This window comes from Vagococcus sp., assembly GCF_052102835.1.
Classification (GTDB): Bacteria; Bacillota; Bacilli; order Lactobacillales; family Vagococcaceae; genus Vagococcus.
In genome coordinates, this window is the sequence record NZ_JBQEIL010000002.1 from 272850 (window position 1) to 298821 (window position 25972).

Below are 25972 nucleotides of genomic sequence, written 5' to 3' on the forward strand. Positions count from 1 at the left end.
AATGAAACATCAGTAGAAATTGAATAGAAAAGTAGGAATAGCATGGAATTAGAATTTTTAGGCACGGGTGCAGGTGTACCATCAAAACAAAGAAATGTGACAAGTATCGCTTTAAAATTATTAGATGAAAGAAATGCCATCTGGTTATTTGATTGTGGTGAAGGAACACAGCAACAAATTTTAGAAACAACGCTTCGACCAAGAAAAATCGAAAAAATATTTATTACTCATTTACATGGTGACCATATTTTTGGCTTACCTGGTTTATTAAGTAGTCGCTCCTTTCAAGGAGGCGACACTGCTTTGGAAATTTACGGTCCAAAAGGGATTAAAGAATTTGTTCAAACGAGTTTAAATGTTTCCGATAGCCACCTAAAGTATCCCTTAAGTTTTATTGAAATTACAGAACCAGGCTTGATTTTTGAAGACGCTAGCTTTAAAGTTTTCTGTGAACGCTTGGATCATCGGATTGCTTGTTTTGGTTTTAGAGTGGAAGAAGCCGATTTACAAGGAGAGTTACAAGTTGAAAAGTTGAAAGCTCTAAACATACCATCAGGCCCTATTTATAAAAAAATAAAAGATGGTGAAAGGGTTACGTTAACTGACGGCCGGATTATCAACGGTAAAGATTTTATCGGTCAACCAATCAAAGGACGGATTGTGGCAATTTTAGGTGACACGCGACTTCATCCGAACTGCTATACGCTTGCTCAGAACGCGGACGTCTTAGTTCATGAGAGTACTTTTAATAAAAGTGAGGCTAAAATGGCTAAGAACTATTTTCATTCAACGACAGCTCAAGCGGCAAATGTGGCTAAAGAAGCAAATGTTAAAAAATTATTATTAACCCATATTAGTTCTCGTTATTTAGGTCGAGCGGTGCATGAGTTGCAAAAAGAAGCACAGGAGATTTTCAAAGAATCTCGAGTGGTTCAAGATTTTGAATGTGTTCCGATTCCATTAAAAAAATAGAGGAGGATAATGACAATGAAACGTATTTTTTCTTCATTACAAGATCGAACAGTGATGATTACAGGTGCTTCTAGTGGTTTGGGTGAGATGATTGCTTACGAAGCCGCTAAGGAAGGGGCTCGTTTGATACTTTGCGCACGTCGTAAGGACCGGTTAGAAGCAGTCGCTCAAAATTGTGTCCGTTTGTTTGGGGCAACGGTCGATATTATTGAGTTAGATGTTGCTAATTATGAAAATTGTCAAAAAGGACTTGAACTAATTAAAGCAACGCACCCAGTCATTGATGTTTTAGCAAATTGTGCTGGGAAAGGTGTTTTTACGTTAGCTTTAGAAACAAGTTATGAAACAACTAGAGACACGTTTGCCGTTAACGTACTCGGTCTAATCCATGTGACACAACAAATTGCACTTCAAATGGTTGAAAATGGCGCAGGTCATATTATTAATATCGCTTCTCAAGCGGGAAAGATGGCAACACCTAAATCAAGTACTTATTCAGCTTCTAAGTTTGCTGTTCTTGGTTTTTCAAATAGTTTACGCTTAGAATTGAAACCGTTAAATATCGCTGTAACAACAGTTAACCCAGGTCCAATTAGAACACCGTTCTTTGGATTGGCTGATCCAAGTGGAAATTATTTAGCTCGGATTGACCGCTGGATATTAGAACCAGACCAGTTAGCTAAAAGAATTGTATCCAAAATGGGAACGACAACACGAGAAATCAATGCTCCATTTTTAATGGAGCTTGGTAGTAAAGGGTACCAATTATTTCCAAAAGTGGGGGACTATTTAGCCAGTACTATTTTTAACAAAAAATAAAAATGAAGAAGGGTTGTCTGATGAAAAAAACAGGACAGTTTTATTCAATATTAGTTTTAGCATTAGTTGTGGTTATTTTTTCTGTCGTCAATTCACAAAATATTGAAGTAAACTTTATTTTTAAAAAAGTTGAAATGCCTCTTGTGATTGTGATCATCATCAGTTTGTTGATTGGTGTCATGATATCCAGCTTAGTTTTTGGAATGGGACGTTTATCTTCAAAGAAAGAAATCAAAACATTGCGTAATGAGTTAAACGAAATGAAAAAAACACATCGAGAGGTAAAAGAAGTCGTTCCGCTTGAGGATATGATGGAAGAAGATGAAACAACAGAGGAAGAAAAAGAAGAACCTATGTCACGAAGGACTTATCATCAAGAGTGAGAGACTATTTTTCTTCAACCGTTAAAAACTATGATGAAAAGAGAGAAAAGAGATTGAGATCCTATAGAAAAGTAGAGAAACAGGTTGATTATGGCATTCTTTTATCCGTGTTTTTACTAGCGATTATTGGAATGCTATCCTATTACGTTGCTTTAGCTCATGATGAGCGAGCAACTGATATTTTAAAATTAATGGTTCAACAAGGCATTTGGTATTTATTAGGTGGTGTCATTGTATTTGGAATTATGCAATTTAAACCTAAAATGATTTGGAAACTAACGCCAATTGGGTACATTGCTGGATTGGGAGTGATGACAGCGTTGCTCTTCTTTTATGATCCTTTTTTAGCCGATCGAACGGGTTCAAAAAACTGGTTTCGTATAGGCTCGCTGACTTTTCAACCTGCAGAATTAATGAAAATTGTTTATATTTTAATGTTGGCTTATATTGTGACACAACATAACTCAACCAATAAGAAAAGAACGTTAAAATCAGATGGTTTTTTGATTTTGAAACTGATTTTAATAACGATTCCAGTCGGTATTTTGCTACTATTACAAGATGATTTTGGAACATTACTTGTGTTTGTTGCCATTCTTGGTGGTGTGTTTATTATGTCAGGCATTTCATGGAAAATTATTGTTCCTACCATTATTGCTTTTGTGATGTTAGGTGCGGGTGTTATCTATCTAGTGACAACGGATGCAGGACGTGAATTTCTTTATGGAATTGGTTTCAAGAGCTATCAATTTGCTCGGATTGATTCTTGGATTGATCCTTTTCATGATGCAACAGGTAACTCCTACCAACAGGTTCAAACATTGAAAGCGATTGGTTCTGGTGGTATGTTTGGCAAAGGTTTTAATGTTAGTGAGATTTATGTTCCCGTTAGAGAAAGTGACATGATCTTTTCAGTGATTGCCGAAAACTTTGGTTTTGTTGGTAGTTGTTTTGTCATTTTTATTTATTTCATGTTGATCTATCGAATGATTAGAGTATGTTTTGATACGAATAATGAATTTTTCTCCTATATTGCAACAGGAGTTATTATGATGATTCTATTCCATGTTTTTGAAAACATTGGGGCAAGTATTGGATTGTTACCATTAACGGGTATTCCGTTACCTTTTATCAGTCAGGGAGGGTCAGCGATTATCAGTAATATGATGGGGATTGGCTTAGTGATGTTGATGCGTTATCAATATAAACCAGGAGAAACAATGATCGATTATTAAACTAAAAAATAGTAAAAGTCAGTTTTTGACTTTTACTATTTTTTTATTAATCATTATCTTGTTTTTGGTGTTATAGTTTGTTCTGTGGACTATGAATAGAACATTAATAAAATAACTTGTATTGATATAAAATAAAATAAAATGTATAATTAATGTAATTGTAATATTTAAATTAATTATATTGTAAAATAAAGGAGTTTGACCATGAATAAAAAAAGAGTTTTACTTGTAGCATTATTAAGTTTGTTTTTTTTAACATTAGGTAATCTAACGGCTCGTGCAGAGCAATCTTTAGCTGTATCTGTCAATGCCGTTTTACCAAAAAATCAACATAACAAAGAGGTAACTTATTATGATTTACGAATGAAACCAGGTCAAAAACAAGAATTGGATTTTGAGTTGACGAATGCATCTAAGAAAAATTAAAAAGTGTTACTTCAATTGAATAACGCCACTACAAATGATTCTGGGACGATTGATTATTCGGATCGTGGTGGGAAAGTAAAAAGAGATAATAGTTTGAAATTATCTTTAACTGATGTGGCAGAAGTTCCTAAAGAAGTTATTGTTAAAGCGAATAGTAAAGAAGTTGTTAAAATAAAATTAAACATGCCTAGCCAAGAATTTAAAGGGATGATTTTAGGTGGTATCCGTGTAACTACACCAGATGAGGAAGATAAGGCCGATAAAGAAAAAGGCGGCGGTATGAAAATAAAAAATAAAGTTGCTTATTCCGTAGGTATTAATTTGACTGAATCAGATGATAAAGTTAAAGCCGCGTTAGATTTAATTAAAGTGTTTCCAGGACAAACTGCGGGACGTAATGTGGTAAAAGCGAATATTCAAAACAACCAACCAACGGTGTTAGAAGATATTGAATACTATGGTGAAGTAACTAAACAAGGCAATGATAAAGTTCTCCACAAAGCTTCTGCTGAAAAATATCGTTTTGCTCCAAACTCCAATTTTAATTTTGATATTAGTTGGGAAAGCCAACCATTTAAAGCGGGAAAGTACACTTTAAATATGCGAGCAGAGTCAAAAGAAACCAATCAAAAATGGAAATGGTCGAAAGATTTTGAAATTACAGAAAATGAATCTAAGAAATTTAATAAAACAGCGGTTGACTTAGACCAAGATAATACCAAACTCTATATTATTATTGGAGTAATTGCCCTGATTTTATTAATCATTTTAGTTGCAGTCTTTATTATTATTAAAAAGAAAAAAGAAGAAGAGCGTCGTTTAGAACTGAAAAAACGTAAGAAAGCCAATAAAAAACCAAATCGTAAAGAAACGGGAGGTCATTCAAAACCAAGACCTAATCCAAAATCAAGACCTAGAAAATAGAAATTGAGGAGATAGGATGGAAAAGCAAGAAATAGAATTTAGTCAAAGTCACGGGTTGACCCCCGAAGAAGAACTTGAATTAGAACAACTTGAAAAAAAAAGTCATAGTCAAAAAGCATTGAAAGGAGTCATCTTAGGTACGATTATAGTACTAGTCGTTATTGTGACTTTCGGTGTATTGAGGCTTTATCCTTTTTTAAGTAAATTTGAGGGAACTTGGATTGATAGTGAAACTGGAAATTATATCGTTGAAAATAAAGGAAAACAATCGACTTTTAAGATTGAAAATATTCAAGATTCACCGAATTTAACACTTCTGTTTAAGGGTGAATTATATGGAACAGCCTCAAATCGTTATAAATCAAAAAATAATGAGCTTTTTTTAGAAGTTTATAAAAAGGACTTTCCTAATGAAGTAATGGAAGAGTTTAAAAAAGCGAAAGAATCTTATCAAGTTGTTCAAGATGATGCAGAAATTTTACTTTTAAAATACACAGATCAAGCGGTGAAAGCTGCTTTTGGCAGTACTGATGTTGATCATTTATTCTATTATGAGTTAACTGAATTTGGGTATGGTGTAAAAGGAAAAAGAATAAAAATGCGCAACACTGAATTTGCTAAAAACACATTAACTTTATCGCGGGAAAAACACGAGTAAACACGAGTCAAATGAGAAAGAGGGGATGGAATTGAAAAAAAGGAAGCTTCGTAAAAAATCAAGAAAGTCCTCTAATCAAAGGCCAGTGTTGAAAAAAAATAAATCAAGGAAAATAAAACAAGGGAAAAGTAAAGTAAAAAAAAGTAAACGACATCTTAGAAAAAGAAACAAAGCATCGTTTAAAACAAAGCTAAATTTAAAACAATCACAAAAAAAATATCAACGTCTACTGATAAGTTTAAGTCTTTTTTCTCTTTTTATTATTGCCGGAGTTGTTTTTTTAATCTTTAATTTAGGGACAGCAATAGTGGTCGATCAATCAATGATGCCAACGCTTTCAAAAGGGACTCGCTTAGTTTATAAAAAAACAAAACGTTTTAAAATTGGTGATGTTGTTTTACTAACCTCACCTGATCAAACGAATTATGAACAAATTAGGCGTGTTGTAGGCTTACCAGGTCAAAAAGTTGATTATCTTTCAGATAATTCGATTGTCATTGATGGGGTTGTTTTAGAAGAACCTTATTTAAATCAAAAAATTAAACAAACGGAAGAAAAAAAACTGAACAGTATCGCAATGGCTCAATTCTTAGAAGCTACCCCCTCACTAACGGAATCGTTTGTTTCAGCAGGTAAAATTCCGAAAGAGATGCTTCTTGTTTTAGGCGACAACCGTTTGGAAGCTTATGATAGTCGGTATTATGGCTTGGTTCCTATCAAAGATGTCAAAGGAAAAGCCGATAGGACCTATTGGCCTCTGAGAAAAATCAAGACTAAATAGTCACTGTATAGTAATTAAATAATCTAAATAGCAATGTTTGAGAGTTAAATTGACACTATAGTCATCAATGTATTATAATTGACTTAGTGTAAACTTTTTTTCTCTCAAACTTGTTTTTTTATTGTTAAGTTCGTTTATGGCTTGATAAATAATAGGATAACAAAGCTGAGTCCTATAAGTTTTACTGAAATTAAAAGGAGGAAATGAAATGAAACGAGTATTGACAAACTTAGCCCTTTGTTCTGTTGTTTTATCCGGTTTGGCGGTAACGGCTCATGCGGCAGAAGATATAAGATCTGCTGGTACTAAATCGGACATCCAGTTTTTCCCAGGTGGCGATGATGTAGTGCCAACCCCAGATCCTAACCCTGATACTGATCCTGAGAAAGACCCCGATCCAGATCCAATTATTGTTGCGCCAGGTGAAGCTGAACAAGGTCAAATGGGGCCACTCCGTTTTACTTATTTACCAGATATCTCATTTGGTAAAACACAGTTGATTGCCCAAAAGCAAAATTACTATGCTGATTATATGAAGCGTACCTTTACAAAAGATGGAGTCGAACAAATCGGAGAGTATCCTACTTTCTTAACATTGGAAGACTTACGTGGAGATACGAAAGGGTGGAGTGTATCGATTAAACACAGTGGTAAATTTAAAAACGCTGAAAATGAAGAAATAAATGCAACCATTTGGTTTAAGAATCCCTATATTCTTTCAGGATCTTTTGAAGGAGACACAAGCCAGACACCAGAAACCCTAACAGGCGCAACTGGAGAACGTGATTATTTTAATATTTCAACGGGTTCAGATGTTTTACTAGCCTCTGCTGCTAAAGGAAAAGGTTATGGTAAATGGTCTGTTGGTTATGGAACAACAAATGAAGAGGATAAGACAACGGGCTATGGTTTGGATGGAAATAAACCAATACCTGCTGGAGTGACCGAACCTCACATTAATCAAGGTAAAAAAGGTAAAAATAAAGCGGTTAAATTAGAAGTACCGGCACAAGTAATTAGTACAGATGAAACAAAATCTAAATATACTTCTGTTTTAGAGTGGACGATTTCAAATGTTCCATTTTAAAGTAAGCATACGAAAAGAAAAAACAGGGAGGAAATAACAATGAATAAAGCAAAATTTTTAATCGGTTTAGGTGTTCTTTTTTCAGGTTCATTACTTTTGAGCACTGTCGTTTTGGCAGAAGATGAAGTACCAGAAGTACCTGCAGCGAATGCATCTGCAGTGACTAAAGGATCAGTGACTTTTAAAAAAGGTGGCGGTGAGATTAATGAAGATGGAACGATTGAATTAATTAAACCGGGAACACGTGAAGAGTTTATCACGATGAAGACTGGAATGGGAACAAAAACAACAGGTGATTTACGTTTTGAATTCGTCCCTAATATTAAATTTGGTGATGTTAAAATTTCATCTAGTTCAAAAAAATATCCAGCACTACCGTTAGAATATACAGTGAAACCCGCAGAAGACGCGGAAGAAACAACAGAAGCAGTGACAAATTTTATCCCGCCATTTATTCAAGTAACGGATGAAAGTGGTAAGGAAAAAACATTTAAAGTAACAGCGAAAGCAACTTTATTTGAAAAGGTTGACTCAGAAAATCCAGATGCAGAAGTGAATACCAGCGATTTACAGAATACACGAATAAAATTTCTATCTGGTAAATTAAGTAATAATATTTTAAATACAGCAGAAGCGTTAGATGCAGATGCAACTTCTATCTTAGGCGGTTTAGTAGAAGGTGGCGTGACATTAAATGCAACGTCTGATTCGGAAATTTTAACATCAAAAGATGGAACAAAAACAAATGCAACCGCTTCTTCAATTGTCTTAGATTCTGAGTACTTATCAACACAAGCTTATACGGCAGCAGATAAAATGACGAAAATCTTATTAGATGTACCTGCTGGGGAACGTCCGACAGCAGATACAACTTATGAATCAACGATTACTTGGAATTTGGTTATGGCGCCTTAGGAATAATTGTTAATGATAAGACAAACTTTTAAGGAGGATTAACATGAAACAAATTAGAACAAAACTTTTGATTATCGTACTAACTTGTTTCATTGTCATCACATCCGCTTCATTAACTGTTCTAGCAAGTGATGGTCAAGGTGATCTTAGCATCGAACTCAAGGAAAAGAAAAAAGATACCATTATCGATAAAATTACAGGAAAAACAACGGATACGTCTAGTGAAACAACCACACCAACCTCACAATCACCTAAAAATGAAGTGCCTAGTGATAGAGGAAAAGGTGAGGGAAGTCAACCTAGCGGTGTTCAAAAAATACTACCACAAACGAGTGACACACCGACGAATCGAGGATTAACACTTAGTGGTTTCTTATTTGTGGTTACAGGTAGTTTGATTTTATGGTATCGAAAAAAATCTGTCAATGAATGAAAGGGGCAATAGAAGATGCGTAAATGGACAAGTTTAGTTTTAATTTCTAGTTTTATTCTTTTTCAAGCTTCTGTTGCAACAACATCCTTTGCACAGACCGAAGAGAGCGAAGAAGTAGTCGAAGAATATCTTGCACCGACACAAGGGAAAGCAACCACTAAAGGTAAGATTGGCTTTAAGGCTGATAAAACAATTGATTATCCAGTTAAGCCTGGAGAGAAACCAGGCGAAATTGAAAAACCAATTGACGGTGGAAATGAAGCTACTGAGGGACCGTACAGCATTAGTTATATTTCAAATATTAAGTTTGGCTCACACGTGTATGAAAAAAATAAAAACAACACTTTTTTTGCTAAAAATGATGTTGTGAAACTGTCAAAGAATGGTCAGACGGAAGAAGCTACAGTGCCAAACTATGTTCAAATATCTGATGGAAGTGCTTCAAGTAAAGGGTGGAAATTATACGTAGCACTTGAAGGTCCTTTAAAAAATGAAAATGAAACAGAAATCAAACAGATGTCTTTACGTTTTGAAAATATTTTTGTTAGCCCTGTTTTGTCCGATTTAAATGAAGCTCAGATTTCAAGCAATATTGAAGTGCCTAAAGAAGGTATCGAATTGACGGGTGAAGACACAGCACCTAAGTTAGTCGCTGAAGCTGATGGGATGGAAGGGCAAGGAAGGTGGCATATTTTATTTGGTAAAACTTTAGAAAATGCCGAAAAGAGCGTTTCTCTTTTTATTCCAAAAAATGGGATCAAAGAACCGGGAAAATATAAAACAAATTTAGTATGGACATTTGGTAATGTCAAATAAAATTTAGGAAGGATGGACAATGATGAAAAAAATAACAATTGGTTTATTAGTTTGTGGTGTTGTTCTTTCAGTAGGAAGTAGTGTTAATGCTGAGGGGGTTTCAACGACTAAAGCAAAAGTTGAATTTATTCAAGGAGATACAGAAGGAGAAGTAACACCAACACCAAACCCAGACCCAAACCCAGAAAAAAAACCAGATCCAGATCCAAATCCTTTAAATCCAACGGAGCCAGGAAATAAAGGAGCTTTGAAATTTGTAGATCTTCCACAAATTGATTTTGGCAAGGTGGAGTTAGCTCCATTTGCTCAAAAATACTATGCTAACTTTGAAAAACGTCAAGCTAAAACAACAGAAGGAACGATGGTTGAAGGACTTTATCCAACAATGGTCGGAGTTCAAGATTTACGTGGAGGCGCTAAGGGATGGAATGTAACCGTTTCTCATAATGGTGTGTTTAAAAAAATAGCGGGAGATAAAGATTCCACGGTAAATGCTTATCTTGCCCTTAAAGATGGTTTTGTTACGACTAAATCTTTTGATGCAGCAACTGATGTTGAAAAATATAAACCAGAATCAATGGTGAATGCCACAGAATATAAAGAAATATCAAGTGAAAATGGTCGTAGTAATATAGAAATTCTTCGTGCTGAAAAAGGGAAAGGTTATGGTAAATGGGCGATTGGTTTTGGTCGAACCGATGTCATAACATCTGGTAAGGGTCTAGATGGAAATGCTGCTGAAGGTAGTGTAAATACCAGTAAACAAGGCTTAAATCCATCAGTTCGTATGACGGTTCCAACTCAAGTGATTGATACAGATGAGGGTGGTAACTACGAAACGACCTTGACTTGGACATTAAATAATACATTATAAGCATTAGATTTGATTGAGGAGGAAAACAATCATGAAAAAAAGTTTGTGGTTAGTATCAGCTTTATGCTTAGGAAGTTTAGTTTTATCAGTGAGCACAGTTGATGCAGCAGCAACATCAGCGACAACGAAAGCAAAAATTAAGTTTGTTGATGGTCAAGGGGATGATAAGGTTGAGCCAACTGATCCTGGTGATAAAACTGATCCTGGTGACAAGACTGATCCTAAAGAACCCGTTAAACCGATTGATCCAGGGACAAGTACGAGTGGTCCTTTAAAATTTGTTTATATTCCTGATGTGAGTTTTGGTGAAAATAACTTAGTTAAAACAACAGGAAATGCTTATTACTATGCTCAGTTTTCTCAAGTGAACGGAAACACGGAACGTCCTAACTTTTTTGAGGTTAATGACTCTCGTGGAGGCGGTAAAGGTTGGACTGTTTCATTGTCAAACAATGGTATTTTTAAAAATGCCGATGGACATGAAATTAAGGCGAATCTTTATATGAATGATTTAAACATTCGGAGTAACTCTGATTTAGAAGAACGTTACTATCCAACTGTGACCACACGTCTAAATGAAACGGTTAACGGTAACCCTTACATGCGAATTGAATCGAGTAGTGTCTTAGCAACCGCAGATGGGACTCAAAAACAAGGTTATGGTAGTTGGACGGTTCGTTTTGGTTCTACAGGTAATGGCATTGATCAAAAAGTCGATGGTGGCAAAACTGAAAAAAGAAATCCAGCAATCGCCCTTGAAGTCCTACCTGGGATGAAAGATACAGCGAGTGCTTACACAACAGATTTAGTTTGGGAAATAACTGATAGTAAATAATTAATTAAAGGAGAATGTAAGATGAAAAAAGTAAGTTTAGTATCCACTCTTATTCTAGGTACTTTATTATTAGTATCATTAACTGTTGATGCGGCAGAACCGATTACACAAACAACAAAAGGTGACGTGACGTTTAAAACATCGATTGATGAAACAGATAATAACGGGGGAAATCCTGTCAATCCAGGAGAAGATGGAACGGATCCTGTTGATCCAGGAGAAGATGGAAATAGTACCAATGGAACGCTACGTTTTGAGTGGATTAGTGATTTTCACTTTGGGGACCAAAAAATTAGTTCTGGTAACCAAAAATATCCAGCGATTTGGAATAAAGTCACTTTAGGAGCGGATGAAACGGTACGACCAGATGCTACCTATGCTCCTTTTGTTCAAGTGACAGATGAAACAGGTGATCCTAATAAAACTTGGGAATTGAAAGTTAAGATGCTAGATCGAGGTAAATTCCAGTATAAAGATGGTGAAGATCAGCAAGTGCTTGAAAATACATATATTGAAATTTATAACGTTCAACGTACAAACACAGTTTACAAAGGTGAAAATTTAGCGAAAGCGTTAGCCAATCCAGGAGTTGAAGTTTACGGTACTGCTAAGACAATTGATAATGCTGGCGTTGTTTTAGCTCAAACTTTCAAAAAAGGTTCGACGAATGGAACCCGCTCAAACGTTATTTTCGCTGGTGAAACCGATTATGATCGTGTAACGGGTGAGATGAAACCAGAAGCACAAGAGGTTAACAATGCGTTGAAACTAAACACACCAAGTAGTGATATTAAGATTAAAGATAAAAAATATACAGCGACTCTAACTTGGGAGTTAAATGACGTTATCTAAAAAACTTTTAATTAAAAAAAGGAGAAAAGATTATGAAAAAGAAAATTATATCCAGTCTATTATTAAGTGGGATGGTACTATTTGGAATTTCACAACACACGACTGTTTTTGCGGCACCTGTTTCGACAACGACAGAAGGTAAAGTAAAGTTTATCCCTAATGATGGAGGAAGTGGTGAAAACCCTGGACCAATTGAATTAATTAAACCAGGAACCAATGATCAGATTATTACCATGGCTGATGGTCAAGGTAAGGGGATGAATGGTGGGATTCGGATTGCTTTTGTTCCAAATATTGATTTTGGAGAAGCTCAAGTTTCAGTGATGGAAAAATCTTATCCAGCTAAAATGATTAAATATAAATTTAATGAAGGAGCAGACCAAGCTGAAAAATTCATTCCACCTTTCATTCAAGTGATTGATGAACGTGGTAGCGATAAAGGTTTTAAAGTTGAAGTGGCGGCAACTCAGTTTACAACAGGGACTGAAGAAGCAGGACATACTTTGTTAGGAACAAAGATCCAAGTGAAAGGTAGTAAATTAACGAATCAGTCATCTGATAAAACAGGGGGACCAGCAGTCGATACTTTATTAACAGCGATTCAAAATGATAAATCAATTTCAACGGATGCTCAAGTCCTCATGACAACAAAAGAGGGAGCGGGGGTTGGACCAGCAACAAACAACGCGGCCAGTTCATTAGTCTTTGACAGTGAGTATGCAAAAGATAAAGTTTATGGAGCGACAGATGTGACTCAAAGTTTGAAGCTTGTTGTCCCTCAAGGTGACCAACCTCAAGCTGATAAAACGTACACATCAACGATTACTTGGACTTTAACCGATACTAAATAGAGCCTTCTAAAATGGAGAAAGAAGGGAGGAATTAATTAGTGAAAAGGCTAAAGAGTATTTTTTTAATATCGTTATTAACACTACTTTTAGGGATATTTAATATTTTAATGATTTCTGATGTCGTCGAAGCAGGTCAGACTTATGAACAGGTGTTAAAGAAATATACAAATGTCAATTCTGGTTTTAAAAAAGCGACTACCACAGAAATTTCAAACGAAATTGGTGGCGTTAAGTATGTTTATCGGTTTGGAAGGACTAATACTGGACCTAAACCTATATCTACTATTTTCTATTTCGATCAAAATAATAACCGTGTAAAAACATTGTATGGTAATGGAGATGGTGGTTACTTTCAAGTATTAGGTGAAAATGGTGTTTTAAATGCTACTACTACTGGTGGAACCGTATATGAGAATCTTGAAACAAAGACAATTGTTTATTTATCGCAACCAAGTAAAGATACATTTATTGAAATGATAATGAAGCCTGCAGAATTTTCGGACACAATTCAGACTGATATTAATGTCTGGAATGATTCATCATCTGATATGAATTTAGGCGTTGTTTATTCTCATGATACTGCGTTAGGGTATGAAAGTGGTACAAGTGATGATGGTGTTCCTGTTTATGCCATGGGACGTGGTCGAGGGATGTTTACAGAAGTTGGTACCTTTCGCTTGAATTATACAATGGAACGTTATCCTAGCAAAGAGAATAAGAAAATAAACTTTGCTGCTCCACCCTATCAAGAATATACTAATGTTTTATTCGCGTATGGTAATAATGTGTATGGTTCAGGAAAAGGAGATGATGCTCCGTTTGACAAAACACAACCACTTTACGTTTCAAGTATGTACCCAAAGTATACTAGAGCTGACAGCACCGTATCGATGAAAGTGAGTCCTCAAAAAGTGGCCAGTGGAAAAAATAATAGTTTGACTTTTTACACTGGAGTTGAGGAGGGAACGTCAGGTCCGTTAATTTATTCAGATGAGAATGAATATATCATACCTGAACGAACTCCTCAACATACTTTTTCGGGAGATTGGTATGAATTCAATAACTCATCAGGTACAATACATGCAGAGCTTAGAAATTCAAATAATCAAGTTGTCGCAACTGGTAGTCAAAGTACTAATACTAGTGGAGAAGGTCGATTTAACTTTAAGTTTAATACGTCAAGTTTACCAGCAGATAACTATCGTTTTGAAGCAAAAATTAAAACAAATGAAAATCCCCCAAAAGAATCTTCGCGAGCTGCAACTGCTGGTTTGCGGATTCAACCCCTTATTAAATTTGAAGCGTTTAACAAAGTAACAAATAAGAAAATAACTGTAGATTCATTGGGAGAACAAGCGGGTGAGTTAGGTGTAAACTATAGTCAACAAGTCCCTAAAATATTAAATAGTCAGTTCATCTTAGATAAAAACACACCAGGTTTGAAACAAGACGGAGTTACAGTAGAAGGTGTTTTTACAGAATTAGAAGAAACAAATAAAAGTGTTAAAGTCTTTTATTATCCTGCTCCGACCTTTACGTTGACAGCTAATAGTGTTGAAATTAATGAAGTCACAGTCTCAACTAAAATAAGTGGGACTTGGGTCGATGAAACGAAATCTGGTGGGACGTTAACTGTGATGAAGGGAACAGAAAAAATAGGCACAGTAACTTATCCACCTGGGAATAGGACGGGGGATTGGGAATCTATCATTCCTAAAGAAAAACTGAACATTGGAAGCAACCAAATTTCAGTTGGATTAGAACATGGTTATTCTGAATTTAAAAGTTCACAAAAACAGATGGTAATTAATCGAAAAAAACATGTGAAAGTGAATTATTATTTAAATAAAGGGAATGGCGAGAAAGAATTGCTACCCGCTAATTTAACAAGTGAACTACCTCAGTTCTACGATGAAAAAGTTGGTGAGACGATAACGTTGGTGGTTCCTCAACATTTAGAAGGTCAGAAATATAAGTTTAATCCAATTGCTTCTGGGATTAACTCGGGAGTTACAATCACGAAAGAAGTTACATCCACTCTAAATGAGCTAAATGTTGTCTATGACTTGAACGAAATGCCCGTCGAAATTCGGTATTTAAATGATACAACGGGTCAACCTATTTTAGCAAACCTGACAAGTAAAAATCGCAAATCAACAAAACAGTTGGGGCAGAAAGTAGTAGGGATATCAATCGCAAGTTTGATTTTAGCTGAAGATAAAAAAGCAGAAGGTTATCAAGAAAATCCAACCATAAAAGCGTACAAAGAAGGCAGTCCAACAGTTGAGCTAACGAACGTGGCAGATGGTCCGACAATTATCGAAATTCGTTTCCAACCTAAATTTGAAATCAAACCACCGAAAACCATGAGTTTTGGTGAACATAAGCTATCCATTTTTGGTGATACGAAAGAACTTGAGCAGGAAGCAAAATTAGAAATCACGAATACGTTTGAAACGGGCGAGAGTATTAAAGCTTGGGAAGTTACTGGGACGTTTACCGGTTTTGAAACGGGAACGGAAGCTACTGGTAAAACAGCTTTGCAAGGTCAATTAAAATATGATAATCAAACCATGCAAGGAGCGGCACCTGTTATCAAAAGTGTGACTCATCCAGATAAAGCGTATGATGAAATTGGTTTGAAAAACAAACTTAAACTGGAGGTTTATGGTAGTGGCGCTATTCTAGGTGATTATCAAGGAACGATTACTTGGACTTTAAGTGACGCTTTATAAATAATAAAAAACATCAGCAAGACAGTGATAAACGTCTTCCTGATGTTTTTTTATAATGTTGAAAAGATAAATTGTGCTTGTTTATGACTAAGATGATAAGGTTTATCATCATCATTGATAGTAAAGAGAGTGACTTCATTAAAAGTATCTACTTCTAAAATATGGATAGTATCGCCAACATTTAGATGAATTGAAGCTAAATAGTTTAACACAGAGGCATCATCCATGACACGACCAATTTCAGGTGAGTCACCGACTTTATAATTAGAGAGCGGCGTCAGTGCTTTTTCACGATAGTTCTCTTCTGTCGGGATAATCCCACCATGAGGACAACTTTCAGGCGAACCAAGATATCGATACAATCGATCAAAGAAAACAGCATCTTTAACGTGTTCCAATTCTTCAGAAAGGTGATGTAAATCATGAAGTGAATAGCCTAATTTATCATATAAGAACGTTTCAATAATTCGATGATTGCGAATGATTTTAATCGTTTTGTATAAACCTTCAGTTGTTAGTTTAGCACCAGTATACGGCTTGTAGTCAAGAAGTCCATCATTTTTAAGCTTTTCGACCATTTCGGTGACCGATGCTGGGGAAACACCGAGATGTAGAGATAGTGTTTTGTTTGAAACAAAATTATCAATCCCGTTGTTTTCGTAAATTGCTTTTAAATAATCTTCTTTGTTACTGGATGATGTTTTCATGGGGTTCCTCCTACTTAAAAAAATCCATATATTCCATCAATTATAACATATCTTTTAATCATACGAAAAAAGATTAGAGAGTTCATATTTTTTTAGAAGGGGCTATGCTATACTTAATTTTAAAGATTTGGGAAAGGAATGGTTGAAAAAATGGCAATATTTTATTGGTACCCTAAGTGTTCAACATGTAAAAAGGCAAAGGCTTGGTTAGATGGAAATCAAGTGGAGTATACGATGATTGATATGATTGAAACCCCTCCAGCAAAAGAGCAACTAAAAAAATGGATGGAGAGTAATGATTATCCCGTTCGACGTTTTTTTAACACAAGTGGGATTCGTTATCGTGAACAAGAACTAAAATTAATTGTAAATGATTTTTCAACTGATGAAGCGAGTGAGCGTTTAGCTGTGGATGGGATGTTAATTAAGCGTCCAATTATGGTTTTACCAAATGATAAAGTTTTATTAGGGTTTAAAGAGGCTGAGTACGAAGCAGCATTTTTAGGTTAAGGAGAGAAGATAATGGCAAACGAAAATTTATGGACAAAAGAAGAAAAGGGTAAGGTCCAAGTAGGTTTGACGGCAACTGCTCAAGACGATTTAGGCAGTATTGGTTTTGTATCACTGCCAAAAGTTGGAACAGCACTTGAAGTTGGTTCTGAAGTAATTGAACTTGAAGCTGAAAAAACAGTCGTTGAGTATGAAAGTCCTGTCGCTGGTGAAGTGATTGAAGTCAATGAAGCAGCTTTAAAAACACCAACGTTATTAGATGAGCCTGGTGCATGGCTATTTACAGTTGAAAAAAATAAATAGTATCACAAAGCAACGCTAATAAAAGAATATTAGTGTTGTTTTTTTGTTTAAAAATGATGACAAGTTCTTGAATATGGTTCATATTAGACGTATTTTATGTTAAAATTAAGCCGTGAAAACTTGTGAAAAATATAATTAATATTAAAAAATTAAAAATAAAAAGGAGACGTTAAAATGGCCTTAGCGAAAATAGTTTATGCAAGTATGACAGGTAATACAGAGGAAATTGCTGATATTATTGAAGAAAAATTAGAAGATGAAGGTTTCGATGTTGAAAGTGAAGAATGTACCGATGTTGATTCAGACTTCTTTGAAGATGCTGATCTTTGTATCGTGGCAACTTATACTTACGGTGATGGGGATCTACCTTATGAATTTGAGGACTTCTTTAATGATTTAGCAGATGAAGAGCTGACAGGAAAAACGTTTGGTGTTGTAGGGTCAGGTGATCGTGATTATGGCGAGTTTTTCTGTAAGTCAGCATATGACTTTGTTAATCAATTTGAAAAAACGGGTGCTAGTAAAGGGGCAGACATCGTTTGTATTGAAAATAATGCAGAAGGTGAAGATATTAACTTATTACAACGTTTTGTTGAACAATTAAAGCTCAGTAGTAGCAGAGAATAAAGTAAAAGAAAGAGGGATACGAAAGACAATGATGCAGAAAATGACAATGGATGGTAATACCGCAGCAGCCTATATTTCATATGCTTTTACTGAGGTTGCCGCTGTTTATCCAATTACTCCAAGTTCAACGATGGCTGAGGTGGTCGAAGAGTGGTCGGTTCAAGGTAAAAAAAATATTTTTGGTGAGCCTGTTAGGATTGTAAATATGCAATCTGAAGCGGGTGCGGCGGGTGCTGTTCACGGTTCACTAAAAGCAGGCGCTTTAACTTCAACTTACACAGCTTCTCAAGGCTTGTTACTAATGGTTCCAAATATGTATAAGATTGCAGGAGAATTATTACCGTCAGTTTTTCATGTCGCGAGTCGTGCGGTGACAACGAATGCTCTTAGCATTTTTGGTGACCATGGAGATGTCATGGCTGCACGCCAAACTGGTTTTTGTATGTTAGCTGAAAGCTCAGTTCAAGAAGTGATGGACTTATCTGCAGTGGCGCATTTGACTAGTCTAGAAGCGAGTTTACCATTTATTAATTTTTTTGATGGTTTTAGAACAAGTCATGAAATACAAAAAATTGATGTTTTAGCCTATGAAGATTTAGCTAATTTACTCGATCAAGCTAGCTTGACTCGTTTTAGAACTCGTGGAATGAATCCAAATCATCCGACCGTTTCTGGAACAAATCAAAATCCTGATATTCATTTCCAACAACGAGAAACAATCAATCAATATTATGATGATGTGCCTTCAATGGTACAAAAATATATGACTAAAATTAATAAATTACGTGGAACAGACTATGATTTAACGAATTATTACGGACATAAAGATGCAACAGAAGTCATTATTTCAATGGGCTCTGTCTCACCAACGATTCGTCAGACGGTGGATTATCTCAATCATCAAGGACGTCGTGTGGGGCATCTTAATATTCATTTATATCGTCCGTTTCCAACCGATAATCTTTTAGCTAAACTACCGACAAGTGTGACTCGTGTCGCTGTGTTAGATCGAACAAAAGAACCAGGTGCGGATGGTGAGCCATTACTTTTAGATGTTCAAAGTGCTCTTTATCGTCATCCTAATCGTCCGATTGTTATTGGAGGACGTTTTGGATTAGGTTCAAAAGATGTCACACCAAATCAAATCGAGGCAGTTTATGATCATTTGAAATTAGCACCTAACCAACTTAAGTACCGCTTTACGGTTGGCATCAAGGACGACGCGACTAATTTATCACTACCAGTTGGACCTATGCTTGATTTAACAACGCAAGCCACTTATCAAGCTAAATTTTGGGGCTTTGGTTCAGATGGAACGGTAGGAGCAAATAAACAAGCCATTAAAATTATTGGAAATCATACAGATTTATATGCTCAAGGTTATTTTTCTTACGATTCTAAAAAATCAGGTGGGTTGACCATTTCTCACTTACGCTTTGGCCCAGATGAAATAAAATCTACTTATTTGATTGAACAAGCTGATTTTATCGGCTGCCATAATGCTGCCTATCTACATCAGTATGATTTAGTTAAAGGCCTAAAAAAGGGTGGTATTTTCTTACTCAATACAACGTGGGATAAAGAACGTGTGCTTAGATTGTTACCAAAGCGTTTGAAAAAAGAGTTAGCTGAAAAAGAAGCGCAATTTTATGTGATTAATGCGTATGAACTAGCAACAGAAGTTGGTTTAGGTCGCCGTATTAATACTGTGATGTCGACTGCCTTTTTTGAGTTAACCCAGTTGATTTCTCGAGCACAGTATCCAACTTATTTAAAAGAAGAAGTGAATGAGGCCTATGGTAAAAAATCATTGGAAGTCGTGGCACGTAATCAATTAGCAATTGATTTAACGTCTGAGCGTTTGCAAAAAATTGAAATTCCAGAAGAATGGGTAGGACTTGAAGTTAAAAGTGACTTGATTGATTTTAATAAACCCAAATATGTTCGTGAGATTTTAGAACCGATTAATCGCCAAGAAGGGGATCAGCTTAGTGTGCAAACCTTGATTGATAATGACATGGAATCTGGAAATATCCCCATGGGAACCACGGCTTTTGAAAAACGAAGTGTGGCTTTAGAGGTTCCAGAATGGTTACCAGATGCTTGTACCATGTGTAATGAATGTGCCTTTATTTGTCCACATGCTGCTATTCGCCCATTCCTAGCTGATGAAACAGAAGCTAAGGAAGCTCCTGAAGGATTTATCACACGTGAGATGCGTGGGGCGGATGGGTTGATGTATCGTATTCAAGTTTCCGTTGAGGATTGCACTGGTTGTGGTCTATGTGTTGAAGCGTGTCCAGCAAAAGAAAAAGCACTTGTGATGCGCCCTTATGAAACACAAAAAGATGAAGCACTGAATTGGGCTTTTGCAATGACATTAAAACAAAAAGCGAATCCAGTTAAAAAAATTGAAACCATTCGTGGTTCTCAGTTTGAAAAACCACTACTTGAATTTTCAGGAGCTTGTGAAGGCTGTGGCGAAACCTCATACGTTAAATTAATCACTCAATTGTATGGTGACCGTTTAATGATTGCGAATGCAACAGGTTGTTCTTCGATTTGGGGTGCCTCTTCACCAGCGACTCCTTATACAACAAATGAGGAAGGTCAAGGCCCAGCGTGGAGTAACTCCTTATTAGAAGACAATGCTGAGTTTGGCTTTGGTATGTACCTTGCCAATAAAACACAACGTACGGCTTTGAAAAATAAAATACAGACCTTGTTGGCTAAATCAGTGGGATCTTCTGCCTTACAAAACTTAATGAGGGATTGGATAGAACACATTTGGGAAGGGGCAGGTTCTCGCCAACGCTCAACCAAATTAATCGCTTTGCTTGAAGAAGAGCAAGGGACTTACCCTGAGCTAGCCTCCTTATTAGAGCAAAAAGATCTTTTTGTGAAACCTAGTCAATGGATGATGGGGGGCGATGGTTGGGCATATGATATCGGTTTTGGTGGTATCGACCATGTTCTTGCGAGTGGTGAAGATGTTAATATTTTTGTGATGGATAATGAAATTTATTCAAATACTGGCGGACAAATATCTAAAGCAACGCCAACCGCTGCGATTGCGAAGTTCTCATCTGATGGGAAGCGAACAGCTAAAAAAGATTTAGGTTTGATGGCAATGACGTATGGTCATGTTTACGTGGCACAAATATCATTAAATGCTAATCCAAATCAAACGATTAAAGCAATAGCAGAAGCCGAAAGTTATCCGGGTCCTTCTTTGATTATCGGTTATGTTCCTTGTATCAATCATGGAATTAAAGGTGGAATGAGTCAATCGATTCAAGTCGCAAAAGATGCTGTTGAATCTGGATATTGGCCATTATATCGTTACAATCCATTACTGATTGAAAAAGGAAAAGAGCCTTTGAAAATTGATTCTCGTAAAGTTGCCTTTGAAAAATTATCGGATTTCTTTAAGCATCAAACACGTTTTTCAGCGTTAAGTAATATTTTACAAAATGAGGCAGAGGTAGATGAATTAATAACCCAGTCAGCAGAAGATGTCATTGAAAGAAATCAAAAATATCAAGAGTTATCGGGAAAAAATAAAAAATAGTATTTAAAAAGGGCGGATGAGAATTTAAAATTCTTATCCGTCCTTTTATGTAAATAAAAAATAATCTTGAGTGACTACTTTTTTTGAGTCCTCTTTTTTTGCTTCATATAAAGAGTGATCAGCGAGATTAAAAATATCTTTAACGGTTAAACTGTTTTGTTCTTTTCTTTTTTTATTAGGAAAAATATTAACGATGCCAACAGAGAGTTGCACCTTAATTTGTTGTTGATTGGCATTGAATTTTTTCTTATCAAAAAATGAAAATAGCCGTTGTACATGGTCAATTAACTGTTTTTTACTATGGCCTTTTTTTCGATCGATAATCGCAAATTCATCTCCACCAATGCGAAAAAATAAAAGACTTTGAGAGTTGAGCTGTTTCTTGATTAGTTGAGCCACATCAGCAATGATCTCATCACCAGCTAAATGTCCATAAGTATCATTTATTTTTTTGAAATTATCAATATCTAGGATTGCTAAAGAGAAGGATTGTTGATCAAGCAACGCATCATTGTAAGCATGATCTAAAAAGAAGAGAAAAGACTCTTTGTTATAAATATTAGTTAAAGTATCATAAGTAGCAGAAGTTCGATAAATATGTAGAGATTGAAAGACATCAATTAATTTATTAATAATGTAAGAGGCAATTAAAAAGCCACTAGTAAAAACAAAAAAATGGACGGTCATATTAATGGTTTTATTTAAATCCCAAATCGGATAATTGGCGAACGTGAAAATAAAAAAACGAGCGATTAAAGAGTACCCTAGAAAAAGACATGAGGTTTTTTGGTAGGTAATGGGTTTTTGGTCAGCGATTAAACTGAGCGCAAGAATGATTAAAATAAGGGGGATATCATGTCCAAAACTAGAGAGAGGTTGATTGGTCGTTAGATAGTTTAAAAAGCGTAAAAATAATAATAAAAAAGTACCAATTGTACCGGTCAAAGGTGAAGCGTAAACAACAGCAAAAAAAATCGGAAGATATTGTAAATCAATGTCGGTAGCCATACCAAAGGGAATCGGAATTTCATTTTTAGAGATATAAAAACAAAAGATGCCAGTAAAAATACCGAGTAAAATTTTCGATTTTAAAGAAAGAATCAATTGATCTGTTTTAGAATTAAAAATGATTTTTTTTTGGTTCAAATCATGAGAACTAACTAAAGAATTACTTAAAGCTAAAAAATATAAAGCCAAAATAGCTCCAATAATTAGATAGATATTAGTAATATAAGCTGTGATAAAAGGAAACATAAGTTTTCACCATTTCTAATAGATAAAAAAAATTAGAATAAACTGCAAGCGTTCTATCCTAATTTTTTCTTTTGATTTGATATTCTTGGTTGACAACTTGACGGATTGTTCGCCAATCTCGATTGGAGGGGATATTGTCGATAATTAGTAACTTATCTTGAGGAATAAACTCTGTAAAAAAAGTAGTAACGACAATATCATATTTTGAAAATTTTTCTTGTGAATCTAGATTTAAAAGAGTTACTGGATCAGCATAGTAATGTAAGAGAACTTTATCGCGAAAATTCTTTTTGATTTGCTGTGTTAGATAGAGTCCATGGTTTTCGCCTAAATCAGTTAAAATAAGTAGCTCAACTTTTTTCTTTTGGGCATCAATTTGCTCGGTTAGATGATCCCATTGGGTGACTAAGGTAAAAAGAATTTTAGTATAAAATAATTGATACCACGGAAAATCCGTTGTTTCTTCCATTTGTTTGAGAAGTGTTTCGATGACTCTATTTAAAATTGGAAATTCAATCTTAATGTTTAATGCACTTTGTCGATAATCATCAAAAATTAAATAATTTTGATACGGATAAATCTGATAAAAAAGGTAAAAATGTTCAATTTTACTGATAAGTCGTTCAAAAATAGCCGCTGGTAATTTGAGATTAAACGTTTCCTGGATATCCGCTAGAAATTGTTGAATATCATGCTCAACAGAAAAATCAATTTGTTCATCAGGTAGCCAGTATGTTAAAAAACTAGCAAAAGTATAGACAAGCTGCTCGATTTCTTTTGTTTCGTTTTTTAAGTTATAGGTTAGCAAGAGTTCATTGAGTTTTGGTGTAAGCTGTTCATCTTGTCTAATCCGATTGACCATTTTACTTTGTTCGATTGATAACTTTGTTTTAATAAAAAAACCTTGGCTACTTCGAATAAGACTGATATTAACTAGATGGCTAAGCTGGATTAAGAGTTCCTCGCTAATTCTTGTATCACTTAAATGTAATAAATCTTGGCAAAAAGAAATAGAAATATCACGAGTGGCTTCAAAAGGCCAATCACAAATCAAATATTTTTCTTTAAAAAAACGAGTGTAGAAAAAGCGGACGTTAGTTTCCAGATTTCCGATAATTCGACAAGGTTTTTTCTCTAATGATAGACCAAAAGATTCGAGTGATTGGGACATCTCATTGATAATACGATAGAGAGAAGATTCACTAATAAATAAACGTTCGCCCCATTTTTCAATGCTCAAGGTAGTATCAAAAAAAATAGCTTCTAATAATTTGAAGGCATCTGAATTCTCATAAATATGGCGATAAAGAATCTTCATATGGGTATTCGCTTGGCGTTTTAAACGAACGCCACTTTTTTTTGACGTTTCAATTTTAAATTGTGGATACCATGCTTCTTTTAAATAACTAACATCGTTACTGATGGTTCGTAAAGATGCTTTATTTTCTTGGGCTAATTCATTTGAACTAATCCAACCAGAAGCCTCATCTAGATGTTCAAGAATTTTAAGTCGCCGCTGTGTTGGAATATCTAATAATTCGCGCATGTTAATATCGCCCCCTAGACAGGATGAAATAATATTTTTTATTTTGAGTAGTGGATAAAGTTTAAAAAAGCCTTTTCAATAAGGCTAGACATTACTAAAGATACACTACTTTTTATCAAAAATCTATAAAAAGAAAACACAATCCTAACATAATATTCTAAAAATAATCAAAAGAATAAGATAAAATAAAGTGTAAAGCTTTAATATCTGTTAGAATGAAGCTAACTATTCATTAGGAGGTTATGTTTGATGTATATGATGTATCCATTTTTAGATCGTACGTATATTTTAGTCATTATTGGGATGTTGATTTCTTTAGTCGCATCAAGTTATGTTAACAGCACCTATCGCAAATATGCGAAAGTAAAAAGTAAAAAAGGTTATACTGGGACAGATGCAGCTAACTTTATTTTAAGGGCTTCGGACATTCATAATGTCGGTGTTCGTCAAATTGCCGGAGATTTAACCGATAACTACAATTCGCATACTAAAATTCTAAGTTTGTCTGAAACCGTTGCGGATTCAACATCAGTTGCTGCTATCGGTGTTGCTGCGCACGAATGTGGTCATGCCGTTCAAGATGCTAAAAGTTACTGGCCTTTAAAGTTAAGAGCCGCATTAGTTCCTGCTGTTAACATTGGAGCAAGCCTTTCGATACCTTTGATTTTGATTGGATCGATTTTTTTCAGTAGTTTACCTATTTTAGTTACCATTGGTATTTGGTGTTTTGCGTTAACTTTTATTTTTCAAGTGGTAACGTTACCCGTTGAGTTTAACGCATCAAGACAAGCTTTAGCTATTTTAAAGGAAGAACAGGTTTTAGACAATGATGAACTAGTCATGGCGAGACGTGTTTTGATTGCTGCCGCCTTAACTTATGTTGCTGCCGCGATTACCTCGCTCTTACAACTTTTACGCTTAGTGATATTGTTTGGTAATCGTCGGAATTAATTAATTAATAAATAACATAAAGTTAAATCATTCATATTTTTTAAAGAAAAACCAGTCCGTTCGTAAAATTTATCTAATCGATATTGTAACGTATTTCGATGAATGTATAGTTTTTTTGAAGCAGAAGTAATATTTCCTTGTTCTTGCCAAAGTGTTTTGATGATGTTGTTTAAGTCATCGTCAAATTGCAATGAAATTTTTAAATCTTGCATTGTTTTACTATTTTTTATGGCTTGATGAGTTAAATAATCAAGTGCAACATCTTGAAAAGAAAAGAGACGAATAGCATCTTTTTGATACGTTTGAAAAAGATGTTGTTCTTCTTTAAAAAAGTCGATAAATTGTGAGGTCATGGTATGGAATGTACCAACAAAAAGTCTTGCTTGGACGAGAAAATCACTTTCTAAGGTTAAGAGCATGCCTTCGATATCTGCTAGTAGGTATTGGATTTTCGCTTGTTTTTCAATGATAACTGCTTGTTTTTTATTGATAAAGAAAAAATCGTCAACTTCTTGAAACATTCCAGCAAAATGGGTGAGCCATTCCTGAGCTACGGGTGTTTCATTTTTTAAATTAATTTGGATAATACGATAAGTTCCTTCAGTTTTAGGTAAGTTTTTTTGATGATTATACAAGTATTGGAACCAAGAGTGAGTAACCACATCAGCTGGTAAACTATCTTGTGGAAAAAGAAGAAGGAGTAATTTTTTTTCTTTTTCGGTAATCGTTTGTTTAGGGATGTGAAACCATTGATTATTGAAATAGAGAGTGAAGAAGCGCTCATCTTTTAGTGGCTCTTGAGCAAGAAAACCGTTGGGATAGAGTTGATTTAATTCAGAAAGTTTCATAATTTTATTCACTTTTCCCTTCTGTTTAGTATCTTTAGTTTATCATATTTTATTTTAAA

The 25972-nt window shown here is 35.1% G+C and carries 25 protein-coding genes and 1 pseudogene; 22 read left to right on the forward strand and 4 right to left on the reverse strand.

Annotation, left to right across the window (positions count from 1 at the left end):
* Positions 1–42 precede the first annotated feature (42 nt).
* The 17 genes and pseudogenes from rnz to ACTJFD_RS03430 all read left to right on the forward strand — a co-directional run bounded on the left by rnz (position 43) and on the right by ACTJFD_RS03430 (position 15596).
* Positions 43–972 carry a ribonuclease Z gene (gene rnz / locus ACTJFD_RS03350; protein WP_442259684.1) on the forward strand — a complete coding sequence of 310 codons (930 nt, stop codon included), beginning with the start codon at positions 43–45 and terminating at the stop codon, positions 970–972.
* A gap of 15 nt (positions 973–987) precedes the next feature.
* Positions 988–1791 (forward strand): SDR family NAD(P)-dependent oxidoreductase, encoded by an 804-nt coding sequence (locus ACTJFD_RS03355; RefSeq protein WP_442259685.1) that lies wholly within the window; start codon positions 988–990, stop codon positions 1789–1791.
* A 20-nt stretch (positions 1792–1811) separates the two neighbouring features.
* Positions 1812–2174 (forward strand): lipopolysaccharide assembly protein LapA domain-containing protein, encoded by a 363-nt coding sequence (locus tag ACTJFD_RS03360; protein ID WP_442259686.1) that lies wholly within the window; start codon positions 1812–1814, stop codon positions 2172–2174.
* Between the two features lie 53 nt (positions 2175–2227).
* On the forward strand, positions 2228–3409 hold the full coding sequence (locus ACTJFD_RS03365) for an FtsW/RodA/SpoVE family cell cycle protein (RefSeq protein ID WP_442259687.1): 1182 nt from the start codon (positions 2228–2230) through the stop codon (positions 3407–3409).
* Between the two features lie 204 nt (positions 3410–3613).
* Positions 3614–4057 (forward strand): annotated as a pseudogene (locus ACTJFD_RS03370) (DUF916 domain-containing protein); the annotation flags it as partial.
* A gap of 57 nt (positions 4058–4114) precedes the next feature.
* Positions 4115–4759, forward strand: a complete 645-nt coding sequence (locus ACTJFD_RS03375; RefSeq protein ID WP_442259782.1) for a DUF3324 domain-containing protein — start codon at positions 4115–4117, stop codon at positions 4757–4759.
* A gap of 16 nt (positions 4760–4775) precedes the next feature.
* Positions 4776–5417, forward strand: coding sequence for a hypothetical protein (locus ACTJFD_RS03380; protein WP_442259688.1), 642 nt, complete (start codon positions 4776–4778; stop codon positions 5415–5417).
* A 31-nt stretch (positions 5418–5448) separates the two neighbouring features.
* Positions 5449–6198: a signal peptidase I gene (gene lepB, locus ACTJFD_RS03385; protein ID WP_442259689.1), complete on the forward strand. Its 750-nt coding sequence runs from the start codon at positions 5449–5451 to the stop codon at positions 6196–6198.
* 208 nt (positions 6199–6406) lie between these two features.
* Positions 6407–7285 (forward strand): WxL domain-containing protein, encoded by an 879-nt coding sequence (locus ACTJFD_RS03390; RefSeq protein WP_442259690.1) that lies wholly within the window; start codon positions 6407–6409, stop codon positions 7283–7285.
* Between the two features lie 39 nt (positions 7286–7324).
* Positions 7325–8200 carry a WxL domain-containing protein gene (locus tag ACTJFD_RS03395; protein ID WP_442259691.1) on the forward strand — a complete coding sequence of 292 codons (876 nt, stop codon included), beginning with the start codon at positions 7325–7327 and terminating at the stop codon, positions 8198–8200.
* 43 nt (positions 8201–8243) lie between these two features.
* A complete protein-coding gene (locus ACTJFD_RS03400; protein WP_442259692.1) occupies positions 8244–8633 on the forward strand; it encodes a hypothetical protein in 390 nt (129 codons plus the stop codon).
* 15 nt (positions 8634–8648) lie between these two features.
* A complete protein-coding gene (locus tag ACTJFD_RS03405) occupies positions 8649–9449 on the forward strand; it encodes a WxL domain-containing protein (RefSeq protein ID WP_442259693.1) in 801 nt (266 codons plus the stop codon).
* Between the two features lie 22 nt (positions 9450–9471).
* Positions 9472–10323 carry a WxL domain-containing protein gene (locus ACTJFD_RS03410; RefSeq protein WP_442259694.1) on the forward strand — a complete coding sequence of 284 codons (852 nt, stop codon included), beginning with the start codon at positions 9472–9474 and terminating at the stop codon, positions 10321–10323.
* A 31-nt stretch (positions 10324–10354) separates the two neighbouring features.
* Positions 10355–11158, forward strand: a complete 804-nt coding sequence (locus ACTJFD_RS03415) for a WxL domain-containing protein (protein WP_442259695.1) — start codon at positions 10355–10357, stop codon at positions 11156–11158.
* A gap of 21 nt (positions 11159–11179) precedes the next feature.
* Entirely contained in the window at positions 11180–12010 is an 831-nt protein-coding gene (locus tag ACTJFD_RS03420) for a WxL domain-containing protein (protein WP_442259696.1), read from the forward strand.
* Between the two features lie 32 nt (positions 12011–12042).
* Positions 12043–12861, forward strand: coding sequence for a WxL domain-containing protein (locus ACTJFD_RS03425; RefSeq protein WP_442259697.1), 819 nt, complete (start codon positions 12043–12045; stop codon positions 12859–12861).
* 38 nt (positions 12862–12899) lie between these two features.
* Positions 12900–15596 carry a hypothetical protein gene (locus ACTJFD_RS03430; protein WP_442259698.1) on the forward strand — a complete coding sequence of 899 codons (2697 nt, stop codon included), beginning with the start codon at positions 12900–12902 and terminating at the stop codon, positions 15594–15596.
* 50 nt (positions 15597–15646) lie between these two features.
* Here the strand turns inward: ACTJFD_RS03430 and ACTJFD_RS03435 are convergent, their stop codons facing one another.
* Positions 15647–16303, reverse strand: coding sequence for a metal-dependent transcriptional regulator (locus ACTJFD_RS03435; protein WP_442259699.1), 657 nt, complete (start codon positions 16301–16303; stop codon positions 15647–15649).
* A 150-nt stretch (positions 16304–16453) separates the two neighbouring features.
* On the opposite strand from ACTJFD_RS03435, the gene ACTJFD_RS03440 reads away from it, so the two are divergent.
* From ACTJFD_RS03440 to nifJ, 4 genes are all read left to right on the forward strand, one after another.
* Positions 16454–16813: an arsenate reductase family protein gene (locus ACTJFD_RS03440; RefSeq protein WP_442259700.1), complete on the forward strand. Its 360-nt coding sequence runs from the start codon at positions 16454–16456 to the stop codon at positions 16811–16813.
* Positions 16814–16825: 12 nt separating this feature from the next.
* Complete coding sequence (locus ACTJFD_RS03445; protein WP_442259701.1) at positions 16826–17116, forward strand: glycine cleavage system protein H; 291 nt, start codon at positions 16826–16828, stop codon at positions 17114–17116.
* A gap of 174 nt (positions 17117–17290) precedes the next feature.
* Positions 17291–17743: a flavodoxin gene (locus tag ACTJFD_RS03450; protein WP_442259702.1), complete on the forward strand. Its 453-nt coding sequence runs from the start codon at positions 17291–17293 to the stop codon at positions 17741–17743.
* A gap of 28 nt (positions 17744–17771) precedes the next feature.
* Positions 17772–21314: a pyruvate:ferredoxin (flavodoxin) oxidoreductase gene (nifJ, locus tag ACTJFD_RS03455; RefSeq protein WP_442259703.1), complete on the forward strand. Its 3543-nt coding sequence runs from the start codon at positions 17772–17774 to the stop codon at positions 21312–21314.
* Positions 21315–21359: 45 nt separating this feature from the next.
* Here the strand turns inward: nifJ and ACTJFD_RS03460 are convergent, their stop codons facing one another.
* Both ACTJFD_RS03460 and ACTJFD_RS03465 read right to left on the reverse strand, forming a co-directional pair.
* Positions 21360–22568, reverse strand: a complete 1209-nt coding sequence (locus ACTJFD_RS03460) for a GGDEF domain-containing protein (protein ID WP_442259704.1) — start codon at positions 22566–22568, stop codon at positions 21360–21362.
* 58 nt (positions 22569–22626) lie between these two features.
* Positions 22627–24114: a helix-turn-helix domain-containing protein gene (locus tag ACTJFD_RS03465; protein ID WP_442259705.1), complete on the reverse strand. Its 1488-nt coding sequence runs from the start codon at positions 24112–24114 to the stop codon at positions 22627–22629.
* A gap of 249 nt (positions 24115–24363) precedes the next feature.
* Between ACTJFD_RS03465 and ACTJFD_RS03470 the strand changes: the two genes are divergently transcribed.
* Complete coding sequence (locus ACTJFD_RS03470; RefSeq protein WP_442259706.1) at positions 24364–25065, forward strand: zinc metallopeptidase; 702 nt, start codon at positions 24364–24366, stop codon at positions 25063–25065.
* Here the strand turns inward: ACTJFD_RS03470 and ACTJFD_RS03475 are convergent.
* Positions 25062–25925 carry a PucR family transcriptional regulator gene (locus tag ACTJFD_RS03475; RefSeq protein ID WP_442259707.1) on the reverse strand — a complete coding sequence of 288 codons (864 nt, stop codon included), beginning with the start codon at positions 25923–25925 and terminating at the stop codon, positions 25062–25064. The two genes, ACTJFD_RS03470 and ACTJFD_RS03475, sit on opposite strands and share 4 nt — an antisense overlap.
* Positions 25926–25972 lie beyond the last annotated feature (47 nt).